General features: G+C 69.4%; 14 protein-coding genes and 1 pseudogene. 7 read left to right on the plus strand and 8 right to left on the minus strand.

Translation table 11 applies throughout. The features are described from left to right. Positions 1 to 287 precede the first annotated feature (287 nt). Both AB0H81_RS37275 and AB0H81_RS37280 read right to left on the minus strand, forming a co-directional pair. The gene (locus AB0H81_RS37275; protein ID WP_358384684.1) at positions 288 to 1,505 is read right to left on the minus strand and encodes a cytochrome P450; all 1,218 of its coding nucleotides are present in this window, start codon (positions 1,503 to 1,505) and stop codon (positions 288 to 290) included. A 750-nt stretch (positions 1,506 to 2,255) separates the two neighbouring features. After that, entirely contained in the window at positions 2,256 to 2,558 is a 303-nt protein-coding gene (locus tag AB0H81_RS37280) for a hypothetical protein (RefSeq protein ID WP_358384687.1), read from the minus strand. An 829-nt stretch (positions 2,559 to 3,387) separates the two neighbouring features. Here AB0H81_RS37280 and AB0H81_RS37285 point away from each other — a divergent pair. Further along, entirely contained in the window at positions 3,388 to 3,861 is a 474-nt protein-coding gene (locus AB0H81_RS37285; protein ID WP_358384689.1) for a DUF6461 domain-containing protein, read from the plus strand. A gap of 379 nt (positions 3,862 to 4,240) precedes the next feature. Here AB0H81_RS37285 and AB0H81_RS37290 read toward each other — a convergent pair whose 3' ends face one another. Continuing rightward, on the minus strand, positions 4,241 to 4,831 hold the full coding sequence (locus AB0H81_RS37290) for a hypothetical protein (protein WP_358384692.1): 591 nt from the start codon (positions 4,829 to 4,831) through the stop codon (positions 4,241 to 4,243). After that, entirely contained in the window at positions 4,828 to 5,379 is a 552-nt protein-coding gene (locus AB0H81_RS37295; RefSeq protein ID WP_327106802.1) for an RNA polymerase sigma factor, read from the minus strand. Before AB0H81_RS37295 ends, AB0H81_RS37290 begins: the two co-directional genes overlap by 4 nt. A 385-nt stretch (positions 5,380 to 5,764) precedes the next feature. Between AB0H81_RS37295 and AB0H81_RS37300 the strand changes: the two genes are divergently transcribed. Beyond that, positions 5,765 to 6,187 (plus strand): hypothetical protein, encoded by a 423-nt coding sequence (locus tag AB0H81_RS37300; RefSeq protein ID WP_358384695.1) that lies wholly within the window; start codon positions 5,765 to 5,767, stop codon positions 6,185 to 6,187. A 251-nt stretch (positions 6,188 to 6,438) separates the two neighbouring features. On the opposite strand, the gene AB0H81_RS37305 is transcribed toward AB0H81_RS37300, so the two are convergent. Continuing rightward, positions 6,439 to 6,762: a helix-turn-helix transcriptional regulator gene (locus AB0H81_RS37305; protein WP_358384698.1), complete on the minus strand. Its 324-nt coding sequence runs from the start codon at positions 6,760 to 6,762 to the stop codon at positions 6,439 to 6,441. 158 nt (positions 6,763 to 6,920) lie between these two features. On the opposite strand from AB0H81_RS37305, the gene AB0H81_RS37310 reads away from it, so the two are divergent. Further along, a complete protein-coding gene (locus tag AB0H81_RS37310; RefSeq protein WP_358384700.1) occupies positions 6,921 to 7,769 on the plus strand; it encodes a hypothetical protein in 849 nt (282 codons plus the stop codon). A gap of 119 nt (positions 7,770 to 7,888) precedes the next feature. Continuing rightward, positions 7,889 to 9,880 (plus strand): hypothetical protein, encoded by a 1,992-nt coding sequence (locus tag AB0H81_RS37315; protein WP_358384702.1) that lies wholly within the window; start codon positions 7,889 to 7,891, stop codon positions 9,878 to 9,880. A gap of 311 nt (positions 9,881 to 10,191) precedes the next feature. On the opposite strand, the gene AB0H81_RS37320 is transcribed toward AB0H81_RS37315, so the two are convergent. Genes AB0H81_RS37320 through AB0H81_RS37330 form a run of 3 tightly spaced genes read right to left on the minus strand, consistent with a single transcriptional unit; the run spans position 10,192 to position 12,982 of the window. Beyond that, positions 10,192 to 11,205 (minus strand): ABC transporter substrate-binding protein, encoded by a 1,014-nt coding sequence (locus tag AB0H81_RS37320; RefSeq protein ID WP_358384705.1) that lies wholly within the window; start codon positions 11,203 to 11,205, stop codon positions 10,192 to 10,194. Continuing rightward, entirely contained in the window at positions 11,202 to 11,999 is a 798-nt protein-coding gene (locus AB0H81_RS37325) for an ABC transporter ATP-binding protein (RefSeq protein ID WP_358384708.1), read from the minus strand. Before AB0H81_RS37325 ends, AB0H81_RS37320 begins: the two co-directional genes overlap by 4 nt. Then, positions 11,996 to 12,982 carry an iron ABC transporter permease gene (locus AB0H81_RS37330; RefSeq protein ID WP_358384710.1) on the minus strand — a complete coding sequence of 329 codons (987 nt, stop codon included), beginning with the start codon at positions 12,980 to 12,982 and terminating at the stop codon, positions 11,996 to 11,998. The genes AB0H81_RS37325 and AB0H81_RS37330 overlap by 4 nt, the downstream gene beginning before the upstream one ends. Before the next feature lie 274 nt (positions 12,983 to 13,256). Between AB0H81_RS37330 and AB0H81_RS37335 the strand changes: the two genes are divergently transcribed. The 3 genes and pseudogenes from AB0H81_RS37335 to AB0H81_RS37345 all read left to right on the plus strand — a co-directional run. Then, positions 13,257 to 14,885: an ABC transporter ATP-binding protein gene (locus tag AB0H81_RS37335; RefSeq protein WP_358384713.1), complete on the plus strand. Its 1,629-nt coding sequence runs from the start codon at positions 13,257 to 13,259 to the stop codon at positions 14,883 to 14,885. Continuing rightward, positions 14,882 to 16,543 (plus strand): ABC transporter ATP-binding protein, encoded by a 1,662-nt coding sequence (locus AB0H81_RS37340; RefSeq protein WP_358384715.1) that lies wholly within the window; start codon positions 14,882 to 14,884, stop codon positions 16,541 to 16,543. The genes AB0H81_RS37335 and AB0H81_RS37340 overlap by 4 nt, the downstream gene beginning before the upstream one ends. A gap of 167 nt (positions 16,544 to 16,710) precedes the next feature. Next, positions 16,711 to 16,979: pseudogene (locus AB0H81_RS37345) on the plus strand (hypothetical protein); the annotation flags it as partial.

Below are 16,979 nucleotides of genomic sequence, written 5' to 3' on the forward strand. Positions count from 1 at the left end.
GCCATCGCGGCCGGCCCTCTCGCTGAGCAAGCGCGAGCGTCCCGTGCATCCAGCCGGGACGCCTCGCGCCGTCACGGGCCGATGTGCTCCTCATGCAGTCCGGCCCGCTCCATTCCTGCATATCAGCCATCCCTGATCACTGGGAGCAAGCCGGGTCAAAGGTTCGGTATCGGGCGCGGTAGCGGTGCGCCCGGTGGGGTGGGCGGGTATGCGTTGCGCCAGGCCGACCCGCATGCCGTATCGCTCCCGCGAGCAGGACGGCATCCGGCTCTGGGCCAGTGGGCTGATCAGGCGGAGAGGATGACCGGCAGGGCCAGGGGACCTTCGGTGATGAAGGACGGGCTGTAGACGATGTCCTCGGGGTCGACGGCCAGGCGCAGTCGAGGAAATCGGCTGAACAGTGACGGCAGCGCGATCGTGGCTTCGAGTCTGGCCAACGGTCCGCCGAGACAGTAGTGGGGGCCGCGGCTGAAGCCCAGGTGCGTCCCAGAGGCGCGGGAGAAATCGAAGCGCGCCGCGTCGGGTCCGAATCTGGCCGGGTCGGTACCGGTGGCGCCGAAGCCGATCACGAGGGCCTGCCCAGCGGGCACGGTGACGCCGGCGATCTGTACCTCTCGCAGCGTGTAGCGGAAGATGGAGCTGGTCACGGAACTGCGGCAGCGCACGGTTTCCTCGACCACCTGTGTCCAGGCGTGCTGCGCGCGTGCCTTGGCGAGCTGGGCGGGGTCTCGGCATAGGGCGATGACGGCGTTGCCGATCAGGTGGACGGTGGTCTCGTGACCGGACAGGAGCACCAGCCACAGGATCCATAACATCTCCTCGGCCGACAGCCGGTCGCCGTCCTCCTCCCGGGCGCGGATGAGCGCGGTGGTCAGGTCGTCGCCGGGGTCGCGGTGACGCCGTTCGATGTGTGCGGCCAGGTAGGCCAGCAGCTCGGCCCACATTCTGGCGGCTTCCTCGGGGCCGAGGTGGTGCCCGATGACCTGCAGGGCCCATGCGCGGACCTGGGGGCGTTCGGCCGGCGGCACGCCGAACAGCTCGGAGATGACGGTGACCGGCAACGGCTCGGTGAAGTGGCGCACCAGATCGACCGGCTCTGCCTCGCCGGCCATCTCCTCCAGCAGCTCGTCGGCCAGCGCCTGGATGCGCGGTGCGAGGTGCTGCACGCGGGCGGTGGTGAAGGCCCGGCCGATCAGGCCGCGCAAGCGCCGGTGATCGTCACCGTCCTTGGTCAGCAGGTGATCGCCCTCGATGAGGGGCCGCATGGGCCAGTCCGCGGGGATCGTGCCGTCGTGCAGGGCGGGGAAGTTCCTCGGGTCCTTGCTGAAGAGGGTGTCGTCGTTGGCCAGGATCTCGTTGACCGCGTCGTAGGTGGTCACCAGCCAAGCCTCCACCCCGCCGGGCAGCTTGACGGGCACGATCGGCCCGTACTGGTCACGGTAGCGGCAGATCGTGCGCGAGGACCGTTCGCCCGGGACCGGCAACGGGAGAGCGGGCAGTTCCATAGCAACCTCCCATGTGTGACGTTGCTTCCACTGTTGGTCATTTCGTGCATACATCCAAGCAAGATCGGCCTCACGCCAGGCGAAGGACCGCCATCTCCGGGAGTCCCGCGCTCGCGTGGATGCAGCGGCGTTCGGCCGGACAGGGCGCCAGCCCCACCATCTCCCCGGATGCGGCCCTGCCCGCACAGCCACAGGGGTGGGGGCGGCCGGCAGCTGGCTCTCCCGCCGCGGGGAAGTCGTCGTCGGCCTTTGCGGCTCGACATCCAGCCATGGTGAGATCCGGGGCGCCGGGTGGGAGTTACGCGAAGCCGAGGTCAGGCGGCGGGGGCGTCCCGGTTGCCGGTGAGCTGAGGTCCGGGCGCGCCCCCGCACTGAGCGAGCCGGTGCCCCTCAGCCGCCGGCCGCACGTCTTCCTGCATATCAGCCACCGGCCGGGCACCCGGTCTCCCACGCCGTCTACGGCGGCGCCGCACTACCCAAGCGGGGCGAATAGGTACGGAATCAACCGGTGCATGACGGGCGCATTACCGCAGCCCGGATAACGTTCTGCCAGGTCATCGCCCCGGTCGGGGGAGCACTTCGGGACGAACGACCAGCGGCCGCTGCCTTCGGGGGAAGGCAGCGGCGCACTTGAGAGGGCGCAGCTCCAGGTGGGTCCCTCTACGCCCCTGCGCCGCCTCACCAACTTGTCGACGGCGGGCCCAGCGGGCCACAGCCCTCCTGCCGCCGCGGCCCAGGTGGGCGGGCTTATCAGCGGTCGTCGCGGCGGGTCCAGCTCCCCGCTTTGGCCAGGCCGCGGGCCAGCATGTACCCGATGGTGAGGAAGGTGATGTACCTGATGGCCTGGTCGGCACCGAAGGGATCGCCGCCCGGGCCGCGCGTGTCATCGCCGACCATGAGAGCCGTGATCACGACGGCTGCCACAGCGGCGATGTAGACCATGAACTCGGTCGTCTTGAAGGCGGGCCGGGTTTCCGTGGCGTCTGCGCGGTCACGTCCGCTCAGATATGAGTGTTCGGTTGCCTGATTTTGCCCTACACGAGGGTTTGTCATGTCTATATCCCCTTTATCCCTACATTGGGATAATTGTCTGAATCTCGTTGAACCTGCCCCCTTCCCGAGCCTTTTCCGGCCAAACCCATACATGCACTGTGACCTGGAACGATGTGTCCACCAGCGAGCCTTAGCCAAGCGATGCGCCGTCTTGCGTCCGGCCGCAGGAATATGGGCGCCGACATCTGCTCACATCGGCTGGGATCACGCCTCGACACGCAAATGCCACATCGGGCACCGCCGCGCGATGGCGTATCAACGAAACGCTAGAGCAGCGATCTCGGCGGGCGTGGCGGAACGCGGGCGCCCCGTGATTGTGAACCCACCGGGACGCCCCGCGCCGTACGCGGGCCGGACAACCCTCCAGTAGCCGGCCCGCGCCTCCTGCATATCAGCGACCGGGCGGTCACTCTGCGCGGACATGCGGCGCGGGGTTCGGTCGTGCCGGGGGAGGTCAGCCGGCGCGCAGCGGCTTACTCGTGCGGGCGGTCCCGCTCAGCGGTTCATCGCGACCGGAAACGGCGCGCGGCGACGTCGGCGCTGACGTCCAGAGCCGCCGCGATCTCCTCCCACGTCGCCTTGCCGCGCGATCGGCCGCCACGGCGGAGGTCAGCAATGCCCGCGCTCGCGCGTTCCGCGCCAGCCGCACCCGCAGACCTGCGGCCCTGAAATCGTGCGTGCCGTCGGCGTGCCAGGAAGTGGCGGAACGGGGGCGCGGCCGGGGCGCTCCCGGGGGTCATCCGCAGCTCGCCCGGGGCGCCCCGCGCCTCGGCGAACCGGCTCCCCCAGCCGGACGCACACGGACCTGAATACCAGTAACCAGTCGGGTATGGCGGGTGAACGGGAAGCTCTGCGGCGGATTCGCGTCACCCCGGGATCTCCGAGCGGGTCAGGACAGGGCATCGCCGCCTACACGGCCGATGGAGGAACCGTCCTGATCGAGTACGGCTGGGCGAGAACGGTCTACGACAAGGCCCATCTGCTGTCCACAGGTACAGCCGTGGCCTCGGTGTACATGAACATCAAGAACGACGGCTTCGCCTACTGCGTCGACGGCCAGCTGATCACCAGGTTTAGCCTGTACGCCTATTCCCTTCGGAAGGGGGGCGACCCCGACCGGCTCCAGACGGATGTCGCGGACCTCGGCATGGACATCGACGGCGACCAGCCCGACTTTCCCGACGATCCCGTCTCCAGCGCTCTGGCCCTTGCCGAACGCGCCACGGGCGTCCATCTGCCTTCCGCCCGTTTCGCCAGTCCGGCTCTGATCGGATCCACCGACCACATCTACCCCTACCGCTGACGTCCCCGGCCCGTGAAGATCCGGAACATACGCGGAACGGGGATGTTCACGAGTGTCATTGGCCTGCGATAAGGCAGGCTTGTCAAGATCGCTTCCCATCGCGACGGTGATCGCTTCCCGGACGGCTCATACGGTGAATGTCCACCCAGCCCCTAGCGATCTTCGGTCGCACTGCTTTCCCAGGGAAGACTTCACGCGTGTGGCAGAGGAGGAGTACCCGCCTCGCCTGGCCGCGACCACGGCCGGGGGACGATCCTCGTACCCGCGCGCAGCCCGGTCCGCTCGCAGACCGGGCCACTGTCGCCGCCTCTGGACAAGCCCGCGCCCTGGGTCGTGGTGCCGGACCGCACGGTAGCGCGGGCGTCGCCGTATCGGAGGGCTAGCTTCCCGCAGGCGGCCGTCCTGATGTGTCGCTGCCGTCATCGTTCCACTGTGGGTCGTCGATGACGACGCACGGGCCGACATCGCCGGGGACCAGGAGCGAGGCGAGCTTCCAGAACACCTTTCCGGTTACGGGGGGCTCCTTCTCATCGTCCTGTTTGCCGGCAAACTCCAACACCAATGTCTTGTCCTTGCCGATGAGCTGAGGCTTGATATCCAGCCCGCCCTCCCGCATGGTCACGAGCCCGTCCGGAGCCAGGACGCTCCGTCCTCTGTTCTTCTGGCACTGCTTGCCGGACTCGAGGTACGTGATGTCCGCTCTGACGCCCGCCGCCTTCAGATCCTGCTCCAGCCGGTCGGCGTCCTTGAACTCACGGATCTCGACCCCCACCGTGCCGTCCGCCTTCTTGCTCACCGCGTACGCCGAGCTTTCCGTGCCGGTCATCAGCGGTACGGCGATGGCCGCCGCGGCGGCGAGGCCGGCCACCGCCGCTCCCAAGGACACGCGGCGAACAGTACGGCGACGGTGTTCGTCCCGCGCGGCGAATTCGACTTTCAGATCCATCAGCAACTGCTCCTCGAAACTCATGTGCCGTTTCCTTCCATGACGAAGGGCACTTCCTTGAGCGTTCGGCGCGCGCGATGCAGCCGCACCATGGCGGTCCCCGACCGGATGCCGAGGGAGCTCGCGGCTTCGGTGACTGTCAGCTGGTCGATGACGACCAACTCCAGCACGGCGCGTTCCCCCTCAGGCAAGTCGGCCATGGCCTGGAAAGCCCGCCGAGCGGGCTGCTCCGCGTCGATCCGCTCCTCCAGCCGGGCGATGTCGTCGCCGTCCAGTGGCCGCCGCCTGCTTACGCGGTCGGTCAGCTGGGACTCCCGCAACGCCCGGCGCCGCTCGGCCGAGAGCGTGTTGCGTGCTACGCCATACAGCCACGCGACCTCGCTGCCCCGTCCCGGCCGGTAGGTGTGAGCGGACTCCATCACCGCCAGGAACACATCCGCCACCAGGTCCGCGACCGCATGGGGGTCATCGACCCGGCGGGCCAGGAATCGCGTGATCCCTTCGACGTGCCGCCGGTAGAAGGCCTCGAACGCCGCAGAGTCTGTGGCGAACTCCGCCTGTTTACGACGCACCGGCCATGCTCCCTTCGTCGATCTACACCCATACTTGGTATGAAGCGATCAAAGGCTTACAAGCCGACGTCATCGACGTGTGAGTCGCATGAGCGGTGGCTAGTCCTGGCTGGGGCAGCGCTGCGTGCCGGAACGCGAACACGCTCTCGGCCGGGATCAACTCCCGCCTTTCGACTGTTCCACCGTTGACGATGCATGGCCTGAAAGATCTTTACGCCCCGTAGTGACTGCCAGTGCTTTGCCGTTTACAGTTTGGAGTTGTTGGGCTGCATGGCGTGAATGCGGCAGGGCGGGTACGGCGGCTTCTCCTGTGGGAGGCGATGGTGACGTCACTGTGGGAACGCGTGGCCCAGGCCGAGACGGCTGCGCTACGCAGGCCGAGGACTTGCGGGCGCAACTGGCTGCGGTCGAGGAACGACTGCAGCGCCTGGCCATCACGCGCGAGACGCTGACAGAGTTCGCTGGCGATCACCTCAGCGACGCCGACATGCCTGAAGACGACGCGGGCGCGGAGGAGGAATCGTCCCAGGCGGCTCACTTCGACCCCGCAGAGGAGCCGTCACCCCTACCGCCGTTGCGGGGGTTTCGGCAGCAGGTGGTGGCGTTGCTGGCCACGGCCGATGAGCAAATGCGGACACGGGAGATCGTGCAGGCCATCGGCAAGCCGGACACCCGCTCCCAGGTGGAGGGGATGCGGTCGCGGTTGCAGCGGCTGGTGAGCGACGGGTGGCTGTGCCGGGAAGCCGACGGTCTCTATGCGATCGCCGCCGGGATCAACGGCTTCGCACCGGACAGGGAGGCCGATTGATCGCCCATGCCTGATCACGTCATGCCGTGAATGAGCAGGGTGCCGCCGAGATTAGGCCCTCGACGGCACCCAAGGTTGCGTGAGCGACCAGCAGAGCTACCGACAGTGGCTCCCGCGTCTCCGAGAGTAACCCGGATGGGGTCTCTTGGGGAGGCGTCGAGCCCGGATTTCGCCTGCCCTGCCACCGGCAGGAGTGCGGCGGGAAGGGATCGGCGATGCCCTCACCAGGGCGAAAACGAGTTCGGCGTGAGTCAGCTTCCCCTCGGCCCGGTGGGCGGGGTGGGCGGGGTGGGCCACAGCCGGATGGCCAGCCCGGCCTCGAGTTGGGCGATGGTGGCCACATCGGGCCAGCAGCGCCCGACGGCCACGTCGTTGACGGTTTGCCGGTTCACTCCGGACACCTCAGCCAGGCGGCGGAAACTCAACCCCTGCTCGGCCATCACTTTCTGCAGGGCGGCGGCGATGGCCTGGACAACGGCGGCGGCCGGGTGATGGGACAGGTCGGCGTGGGGCCAGTTCTCCGGGTCGTCGGCCAACTCCCGGGGAGAGCGGGAACGCGCGCGTCCTCCGACCATGATAAACGGCTCCTTTCGGTGGATGTCGTCGCGCTGCGTAACGGCAGGTTGTTCTGCCGCTATGGATGGGGTGTGACCCTCGACGCGGAAATCTCGGCCACGATCACCGGCTACCGGCCGCAGCAGTCCCCGCCGGAATGGAACAGATTGCCGGGCACGTGCGGATGTTGGTCGCCGCCAGCGCCGACCGCTCCCCCTACCGGGTGCAACGGCTGCTCACCGCGACCACCCGCCTGGCCGTGTGGTGTCACCGCTCCGGCCTGCCCGATGACCCGGAAGTGTGGCTGCGGCACGAGACGATAGACGCGTTCGTCCTGACCGGCTGCACCGACCTGGCCCCGAGTTCGGCGCAGACCTACCGCAGCTGGCTGCGGCACATGCGCGCCACCCTGGCCTGGCTGGAACGCGGCGAACAGGCGCCGCCCCCGATGAAAGCCCCGAAGAGTGTCAGCCCGCCGTACTCCCCGGCCCAGCTCGGCCGCCTTCGCTCCTGGGCCGAACGCCTGCCCGGCCAGGCCAGAAGCGACGCGCTGGCGGTGATGGCGCTCGCCTGCGGCTGCGGCCTGACCTCCGGCGAGGTCGCCGCCGTCCGCGCCGCTCATCTGCGCCACCTGGATTCCGGCGCGATCGTGGTCACCGTCCCCGACACACAGCGATTGATCGTCTGCCGCGCTGCCTGGGAAGACGTCCTGGTTCACGCCACCGACCGGCCCGGCGATGCCTTCGTCTTCCGGCCCAGGCGCGCTGCCCGGCACGCCAAGAACTTGTTCAGTTCCTGGACGGCCCGCCACGCCCCGACCGGCGGCCTGCCCGCCCTGTCGGTGCGCCGGCTGCGCTCCTCCTGGCTCGTCGAGCTGCTGAACGCCCGCATCGACCTGGGCGTGGTGGCCGCCGCGGCCGGGATGAGCACCTCCGCGCTGGCCCGCTACCAACATTTCGTCCCCGCCCTGGACGAGCCCACCGCGATCGCGCTGCTGCGCGGCAGGCCCGACGAACAGGACAGGTGAGTACGGCGCAGCCACGCGCCTGGCCACCGCGCACCACCCGAGCCCGAGCCACCCGGCCCCGGCCACCCGCTAAGCAGACGGCACAGATCCCCGACGCCGTCGTCAGTCACTACGCCCGGTTGCTGGACGACTCCGGCATCATGCCGCTGATCGCTGCCGAACCCGGCCCGAGGCCCGGCCCGCCTGGGCTGCCCATCGCCGCGGTGCTGACCTGCCTGCTGCTGTCCATCAACCACACCGGCAAGGCCACGCTCGTCGAGGCCTGGCGGATCGCCGCGTTCTGTCTGCCCGCCGCCGCACGCCACCGGCTCGGCCTGCCCGCCATCAGCCCCGAAGACATCCACCAGGTGCTCGCCTCCTCCCGCCGCTTCTACCGGGCCTTCGACCGGCTGACCACCGTGCTGGATCCCGCCCGCCACGACCGGCGCGCCCGCCTGCCCCAGCATCAGGCCGACGCGCTGGCCACCGCCTGGGAGGACGACGACCCAGCACACTCGCGCAAGCGGGAACTGCTGCAGGACATCGTCTCCGCGCTGGTGCTCACCCCAGTGCGCCGGGCCAAAGGCCGAGGCTACCTCCGCCACTTCCGCGGCGACGTCGGCATCGACACCACGGCCACCCCGGTCTTCGCCCGCCCACCCCGCGCCCACCGCTCCACCGGGGAACTGATCGCCTCCACCGAGATCACCGCAGGCTGGCACCACTCGGCCTGCAACGGCCCACCCGAGTACGGCTACAGCGTCACCCTCACCGTCGCCGCCCGCACTCGCACAGTGCTCGGCTCCTTCCCGCAACTGGCGCTCGGCCTGGTCCTCGACACCCCGCACAAACGCATCGGCGCCAACGCCATCGCCACCCTCAAACCCCTGGCCACGCTCGGCTTTCCCACCGGCTTCGCCGTCGCCGACCGCGCCTACACCGACCAGCAACCCGGCCACTTCGCTCAACCAGCACGCGAACTCGGCTACCGGCTCGCACTCGATTACAAAGTGGATCAGCGGGGAGTGCAGGGCAGCGTCCACGACACCCCTCTCATCGACGGTTCCCCGGCCTGCCCGCTGATGCCCGACAGGCTTGCTCAGGCGACCACCGGCCTGGACGACGCCGCCATCCGCGCACCGTCGGAAGAGCTCACCGCGTTGATCGCCGCGCGAGAGCCGTACTTGCTGCGTCTCAAACAGGGCGCGAACGCAGACGGCGCCGTCCGCTACCAGTGCCCGGCAGCGGGCACCTCCCCGTCGGTCACCTGCCCCCGCTTCGACCGCCTCCACCAGCGCGGCCCCAGCCGGCCCGCCCCGGTCGACCTGACCGACGCCCGGCAGCGGGCCGCCCACCCTGCGGCCAAACCCCGCGTCCTGCCGCCACAGCCCGACCTGAAGGCCGACCAACTGCCGAAGATCTGCCGCCAGCACAGCATCACCGTCCGCAAGGACGATCTCGGCCACCTCGACAAGTTCCGCCAGGACCTGGCCTACCTGAGTTCCGCCTGGATCGGGACCTACAAGTCTGTCCGCGCCAACACCGAAGGCCTCAACGGCAGGCTCAAGGGACACGACCTCGACCTCGGCGATCCCAAGAACCGACTCGCCCAGGTCGCGTCGCCCAGACCATCCTCATCGCACTGCTCGTCACCGTCGCCAACGACCACTTCCTCGACCAGTGGCGCCACATCCACCAGCCCCAAGACGAGCCCGTTACACTCGCTGACACGCCGCAGACTCCAGCCGCGACCTTCGACGGCACACCACCCGCAGGCCAGAGCAGGCCACCACCCACCCCATAAGCCGCAAAACCCGCCACCCTGTCGCAGCGCCCCACTCACCGTCGGCGTCGCCATGCCCAACGGCCGGATCTCGCTCCCCACCAGCGGCCTGACACCACCCGGGCCTTCCCAGACGCTGACTCCGCAGTCCCCGCACCAGGACGAACCCGATTCGGAAACCCCTGAAACGACAAGATCCCGTCCGATCTCAACGATCAGACGGGATCCCGTCAACTTCAGTCCGGCCGTTTCAAGAATGGCCCGAACGGGACGGGGAGCGCTTCATCACGCCGGTGCTCCCCCGCAGGTCACGACGCAAGCCGCAGACGAAAGCAACATCCACTTTTAATCCGTAGGTTCCGGGTTCGAGCCCCGGGCGCCCTACCACTCCTCGCCTCCCATCTTGGCTCTGAGCTGGGCTTTCTCCCTGCTACTACTTGCCTCCCCTAGGCAGGCGAACGTGTAGGGCGTCAGAACTCGCGCGTGTGGTTGAGCTGGGGGCTTTTCGATCGGACTACGCAGCTCGGCGGTGCTTGTTGATCGCCCCTCCAAGGGTTCCGTGGCACTCGATCCGACCTTCCATCGGTACGACCACACGCTCATCTTGATCGCGAGGCCGTTGCCCACGAGCCTGATGCGGCCGATGCGTCCCCGGACTGATCACGGCCGGAACGCGTCGGGGTAGAGCTGCTCCGCGATCTGCCGCACGATCGAGATGTTGCCCAGCGTCCCGGGGAACACGTCGGCGCTGGGGACCGCGATCAGCCGGCCCTCGCGCACCGCCGGCATGTCCGGGAAGGTAGTGGTGAGGTACTTGCGGGTCGCGGCCTCGTGCTTCTCGTCGGACACCGAGAAGACCAGCGCGTCGGGCTGCTCGGCCGCGAGGGACTCGGGGGTGATCGTCGCGGCGAAGAACTTGGCGAACGCCGGTTGATCGGGCGTGTAGACGTTGTCGGCCCCGGCCCGGCGAAGGATGTCGTATTCGACGCCTGCGCCGATGGCCTGCAGAGTGGTGCCATCGACGTACACCTGCGCGACGCGCAACTTGTCCGCGTCGGCGATCGCCTTGGCGACCTCGTCGAGGCCGGCCCGGCTCTGAGCGATGAGTTCGGCGGCGGTGTCCTCAACGCCGAAGATCTCGCCGATGTGCGTCAAATCGGTGAACAGGTCCGTGACCTCACCGGTCATGCGCCGGTCCTTGCATCCGCCGGTGGCAACGTAGACGGAGGCTCCGGCCTGCTCGAGCTGCTCGATGCTCGCGAAGCCCTGCTCGGCGGTGAACTCGTAGGTGGTGGGCGAGTAGACGAAGTCCGGTTCGACGGCCAGCAGGACCTCGCGGCTGGGAGGGGTGACGTCGCCGATCACCGGAATGTCCTTGGCCAGCGGCGCCACGTCCTCCGGCAGTGCCTGCGCCTTGGCCTGGGCCTGCCCGGCGATGCGGTCGGCCAGCCCCAGACGCAGCAGCAACTCGGTCTGTGCCGGGTGCATGCCGACGGCTGCTTTTGGAACGCCGTCGACGATGACCTTCCGGCCGCAGTTCTCCAGCGTCACCGCGGCGGCCGCGGCCTCCTTGGGGGCCTGCGTCACAGAGGAACCGCAGCCGGCGATCAGCAGGGCCAGGGCGGCGTTCGCGATGGCGGCGGATCGGAGGGGGATGCGAGAGAGGCGGGTCATGAGCGGACGCTGCTTTCTGCTGAGGTGGATGGCACATCGAGGCGGCGGAAGGCGAAGACGGGATCGTCGGTGTCGCCGAGGACGCGGACGTCCACGCCGAAGACGGTGCGGATCAGGTCAGGGGTGAACACCCGGGCCGGCGGCCCGTCGGCGACGATGCGACCGGCGGCGAGCACGACGACACGGTCGCAGTACTGGGTCGCGAGGTTCAGGTCGTGGAGGGCGGCGAGCACCGTGCGGCCGAGACTGCGCACCGTGCTCATCAACTCGTGCTGGTGGCTGATGTCGAGATGGTTACTCGGTTCGTCCAGCACCAGTACCGGGCTCTCCTGGGCGAGGGCGCGGGCGAGCATGACGCGCTGCCGCTGGCCTCCGGAGAGGGTGGCGACCATGCGGTCGCCGAGGTCGGTGATCTCGGCGCGGCGCATCGCCTCGTCCACGATGCGCACATCCTCCGGGGTGTCCCGGCCGAAGGAGGCGCGGTGCGGGGCACGGCCGAGCAGCACCGTCTCGTGGACGCTCAAGTCGAAGTCGGTCGGCGGGTCCTGGAGCATGACCGCGACCGCTCGTGCCGCCTGCCTGCCGCTCAGGCGCCGCACGTCCTGCCCGTCAAGGGCTACCGTGCCCTGCCGTGGCTTCAGCGCACGGTAGAGCGTGCGCAGGAGCGAGGATTTTCCGCTGCCGTTCGGCCCTACCAGGCCCACCATCGTGCCCGATTCGACGATCAGCGACGCCTGCCGCACCACGTCGCGGCCACCGAGGGTGACGGTGACGTCGTCGAACTCCACCCTCATCGGCCGAACCCCGCACGCTCGGCGCCGTCCCGCCGCATCAACCACAAGAAGAACGGAGCGCCGACGAATGCGGTGAGAATGCCCAGAGGGATCTCCGTCGGCGCCGCGACCGTGCGCGCCAGCAGGTCCGCGGTCATCAGGAACACCGCCCCGCCCAGCCCCGTCACCGGCAGCATCCGCCGATGGTCCGCACCGACCGCGATCCGCGCGATGTGCGGGACGACCAGCCCGACGAACCCGATCCCGCCGGCGACCGAGACCACGGTGCCGGTCAGCAACGACGCCACCGCCAGCAGCAGCCCGCGCAGCCGGGAGGCGTTCACCCCCAGCGAGACCGCCGACTCGTCCCCCGTCAGCAGCGCGTTCAGCGACCGCGTCAGCAGCGCCGCGATCACCCCTGCGACCAGGAGCGCGACAGCCGGGCCGATCAGGCTCGGCATCGAGGCCGCCGACACGCTCCCCAGCAGGAAGAACAGCACGCTGACGACGTTCTGCGCATCCGTGGAGATCGTCAGATAGCTCGTCACCGCGCTCAGCATGGTTCCCAGCGCGACACCCGCCAGGATCATCCGCGTGGGCGACAACGTCCCGTTCTTGCGCGCCAGCGCGCCCACGCCTATACACGCTGCCAACGCGCCCGCGAACGCGGCGACGTTCAACGACAATCCGCCCAACGCGGCCGAACCGAACACGATCACGAGCACCGCCCCGACGCTCGCCCCCGAGGACACGCCCAGGATGTAGGGCTCGGCGAGCGGATTGCGGACGGTGACCTGCATCAACGCGCCCGCCAGCGCCAACCCGGCACCGGCCAGCGCCGCCAGCAGCGTCCGCGGCAGCCGGAACTGCCACACCGCCTGGTCCTGCAGCAGCGTCAACGTCCCGTCCGACATCCACGGCATCCCGGGAACCAGGTGTCCGATCACGATCTGAGCCGCCTGCACCAGGCTCACCGACACCGATCCGACCGCACCGGACAGCACGACCAGAGCACACGCTGTGCCCAAGAGCGCCACACACATCAGCCCGGTGCGCCGCGCCAGACGACGCCGGGCATGAGCGGGCACTGCCGTCGGAGGGTCAGAGGTGGAGGAGTGCGCAGGCGAACGTGTGTACACGGCACGGCATACTACTGAAAACGACAATCGTTTTTAAACGGTCGAACATGACAATCATTTCCCAGTAGCAGTGAAAATCATTACCATCTACGTGCTCGTCACCTCAAGGGGCGGGGACCGCTGCGGGGAAGGACTGCACGTGATCGTTCATCGCCGGCTGCTGCAGCTGGCCGGCAGTGTGAAGGGGCCGATCGCGGCCTGTGTGGGGCTGGGCCTGGCCGTCAGCGCCGCGTACGTAGCCCAGGCGGTCCTGCTCGCCGCCGCCCTTGCCGCCCTGGTGCGTGGCGACGTCCCCGCTGGGGTGAACCTGGTGGCATGGACGTTCGCGGTGATCGTCACCAGGGCCGTGCTGCTGTGGGCCAGGGAGTCGGTGACCGTATGGGCGGGCGCGCTGGTCAAGGCCAGGTTGCGTGACCGGTTGATCGTCCACCTCGGACGCCTGGGACCCGCGCAGCTGACCGGCGCCCGCACCGGCCACGTGCAGACCACGCTGGTCGACGGCGTGGAGGGCCTCGATCCCTACTACAGCCGTTATCTGCCGCAGATCGTCGTCACCTTCTGCGTGCCGGTGGCTCTGGTCGGATGGCTGTTCACGGTCAACGCGACAGCCGCGGCGATCCTGGCCGTCGCCGTGGCGAGCGTCCTGGTCATTCCCAGGTTCTGGGACGCCACGCTGCTCAAGCGGGGGCGCGGCCGCTGGACCGCCTTCGCCGAACTGGCCTCCGACTATCTGGAGGCGATGCAGGGCATGGCCACCCTGCGGGCGTTCGGGGCCGTCGGCACGCTGGGTAAGCGGCTGGGCGCCCGGGCGCACGACCTCTATGTCACCACCATGCGCCAGCTCAGGATGTCGCTGGTGGAGACGGGGATCAGCGCTCTGTTCATCCAGGCCGGCACGGCCGGGGCGATTCTGGCCGCGACGACGACGGGCAGCGCGTGGGAGGCGTTCGCGGTTCTGGTGATCACCGTGGAGTGCTTCCGCCCGGTGAAGAACCTCTCCGACGCCTGGCATGCCGGATATCTCGGTATAACGGCGGTCGACGGCATAGAAGCCCTGCTGTCGGCGTCCCCGGCCGTCGAAGACCGAGGCACGCGGAACGGCTTCCCCGCCGTGCACACCATCGGGTTCGAAGGCGTCACGTTCACCTATCCAGGCGCGGAACACCCTGCCGTCCGCGACGTCGGCTTCACCGTCGAGCACGGCCGGACCGTGGCGCTGGTCGGCCCGTCCGGCGCGGGCAAGAGCACGCTCGCCGCCCTCCTGCAACGCCACTACGACCCCGGCCAAGGAACGATCAGCATCGGCGAAATGGACATACGCGACCTCACGCTCGACGCGCTGCGCGGCGGCATCGCGGTCGTGGCCCAGGACACCTACCTCTTCCACGGCACGGTGGCGGAGAACCTGCGACTGGCCCGCCCTGACGCCACCGACGAGGAACTGGCCGCCGCCGCCCGACTGGCCGCCGCCCACGACTTCATCGCCGAACTCCCCGACGGCTACGACACGCGCCTGGGGGAGCGGGGGACGACGCTCTCGGGCGGGCAACGGCAACGCCTGGCCATCGCGCGCGCGCTGCTGGCCGACGCCCCCGTGCTGGTGCTCGACGAGGCCACCTCGCACGTGGACGCGCGTACCGAGCAGGCCCTGGCCGAGGTACGGCGTGGCCGTACCTGCCTGATGATCGCCCACCGGCCCGACACCATCCGTCAGGCCGATCACGTGGTGATCCTGGAGAACGGAACCGTGCTGGAGGCCGTGGCATGACGCCGTCCATCCGCTGGCTCGCGGGCGCCGTCGGCGGACACCGCCGGGCCTTCCTCTCCACTCTGGTCGCGAACCTGCTCGGCCAGTTGGCCGTGCTCGGCGCGGCCGTGACCGGCGCCTGGCTGGTGGGCCGGGTCATCGGCGGCCAGATCACGCCGCTCGACGTGGCCGGCGCGGTACTCGGGGGGCTGGTCGCGGTGGCGACGCTGGGGGCGTGGTGGGAGACGTACGTGGCGCACGATCTGGCGTACCTGGTGCTGGCCAGGCTGAGGGGGCAGGTCTTCGACGCGGTCGCCAGGATCACCCCGGCCCGCATGCTGGGTCGCCGCAGCGGGGACCTGTCGGCGGCGGTGCTGTCGGACATCGAGACCCTCGAGTGGCTCTTCGCGCACACACTGGCGCAGCTCATCACCGCCGGCACGGTGCTGACAGCGGGCAGCGTGGCGGCCGCGACGATCGACCCGCTGCTGCTCGTCGTTTCGCTGCCGCTGGCGGCGTGCGTGCTGACCGTGCCGTTGTGGTTGCGCAAGACCTCTCGCCGGCAGGGTGACGAGTTGCGTGCCGCCACCGCCGAGCTGACCTCCGACGTGGTCGACACGGTGCAGGGAATGCGCGAGCTGACCGCCTTCCGCGCGCTGGAGCGCCGCAGGAGGTTCCTGGCGCTCAAGACGCGCCGCCTTGCCCGAGCCCAGGCGGCGAACGCGGCGAGGGGCGGTCTGGAGGCGGCCCTCACCGATCTGCTCGTCGCCGTAGCGGCCGCGGGGACGCTGCTTCTGGTCTCCACGGTGATCCGAACGCCGGCGGACGCGCCGGTGGCCATGGTGCTGGCCGCCAGCTCGCTGGGGCCGGCGGCGCAGGTGGCGCTGCTGCTCAAGGAGTACGGCACCCTGCGTGCGGCCGCCGACCGGGTCCACACGCTGGTGACCGCGCCCGCCAACGTGCCGCCGCCGCGCGAGGTGCTCGAGGTTTCCGCCAGGCCGGACGTCATCTTCGAGGACGTACGCTTCCGGTACACCCACGACGGGCCCGAGGTGCTGCGCGGGGTGTCCTTCCGGGTGCCGAACGGCAAGACCGTCGCCCTGGTCGGCGCCTCGGGAGCGGGCAAGTCCACGTGCGTGTCACTGCTGCTGCGCTTCTGGGAGCCGGGCGGCGGACGCATCCTGGTCGGCGGGGTGCCGCTGCCGCGGATCGCCGACCTGCATCAGCATGTCACGGTGGTGCCGCAGGACGTTCACCTGTTCGCCGGCACCGTCGAGCAGAACGTCCGGCTCGGCGCCCCGGACGCCGACGTGGCGAGCGCTCTGCGCACCGCCCAGCTCGCCATCGATCCGGAGCTTCCGGTCGGCGAGCGAGGCGTCACGCTCTCGGGTGGCCAGCGTGCCAGGGTGGCGATCGCCCGGGCGATCGCCACGCAGGCGCCGGTGCTGGTGCTGGACGAAGCGGTGGCCAACCTCGACCCCGACAACGAGGCCCGCCTGGCCGAGGCGCTCCAGGAAGCCGCCGCCGGCCGCGCCACCCTCGTCATCGCCCACCGCCTGTCCACCATCCGCCGAGTCGACCACATCGTTCTCCTGGAAGAGGGACGCGTGGCCGCAGAAGGCACCTACGCGGAGCTGGTCGAGCGGCTGTCCTATCTCTTCGCACCGGAGCCTTCGTAGCGGCGCAGCGCCTGCGCGGCGTACGTGCATGTTGGCGCGGCTGGCCTGGTGCCGCGATCGCGGCCACCCCGCTCCGGCCGTGCCCGCCTGGACCAAGCGGCTAGACGAGTAAGTCCTAAGTCGTTCGGAGTGCAGGTACGACGAAGGGTGTCGAGGATCGATGTGTGATGAACGACCTCAACACCCTTCTGACCGCACTGTACGTGAAGATCGACGACTGGCTGGGCGAATCACCCCGGCTAGGACGACCACCCCGACTGACCGACGCCGAGCTGCTGACTTTGGCGGTGGCCCAGGTCCTGCTCGGCGTGCACTCCCAGACCCGCTGGCTGCGCTACGTTCCCGCACATCTGCCCGGCGCCTTTCCCTACCTGCCCGGCCAGTCCGGATACAACAAGCGCCTGCACAAAGCCTTACCCCTGCTCAAACGAGCGAT

Source organism: Nonomuraea sp. NPDC050691, from assembly GCF_040654455.1.
Classification (GTDB): Bacteria; Actinomycetota; Actinomycetes; order Streptosporangiales; family Streptosporangiaceae; genus Nonomuraea.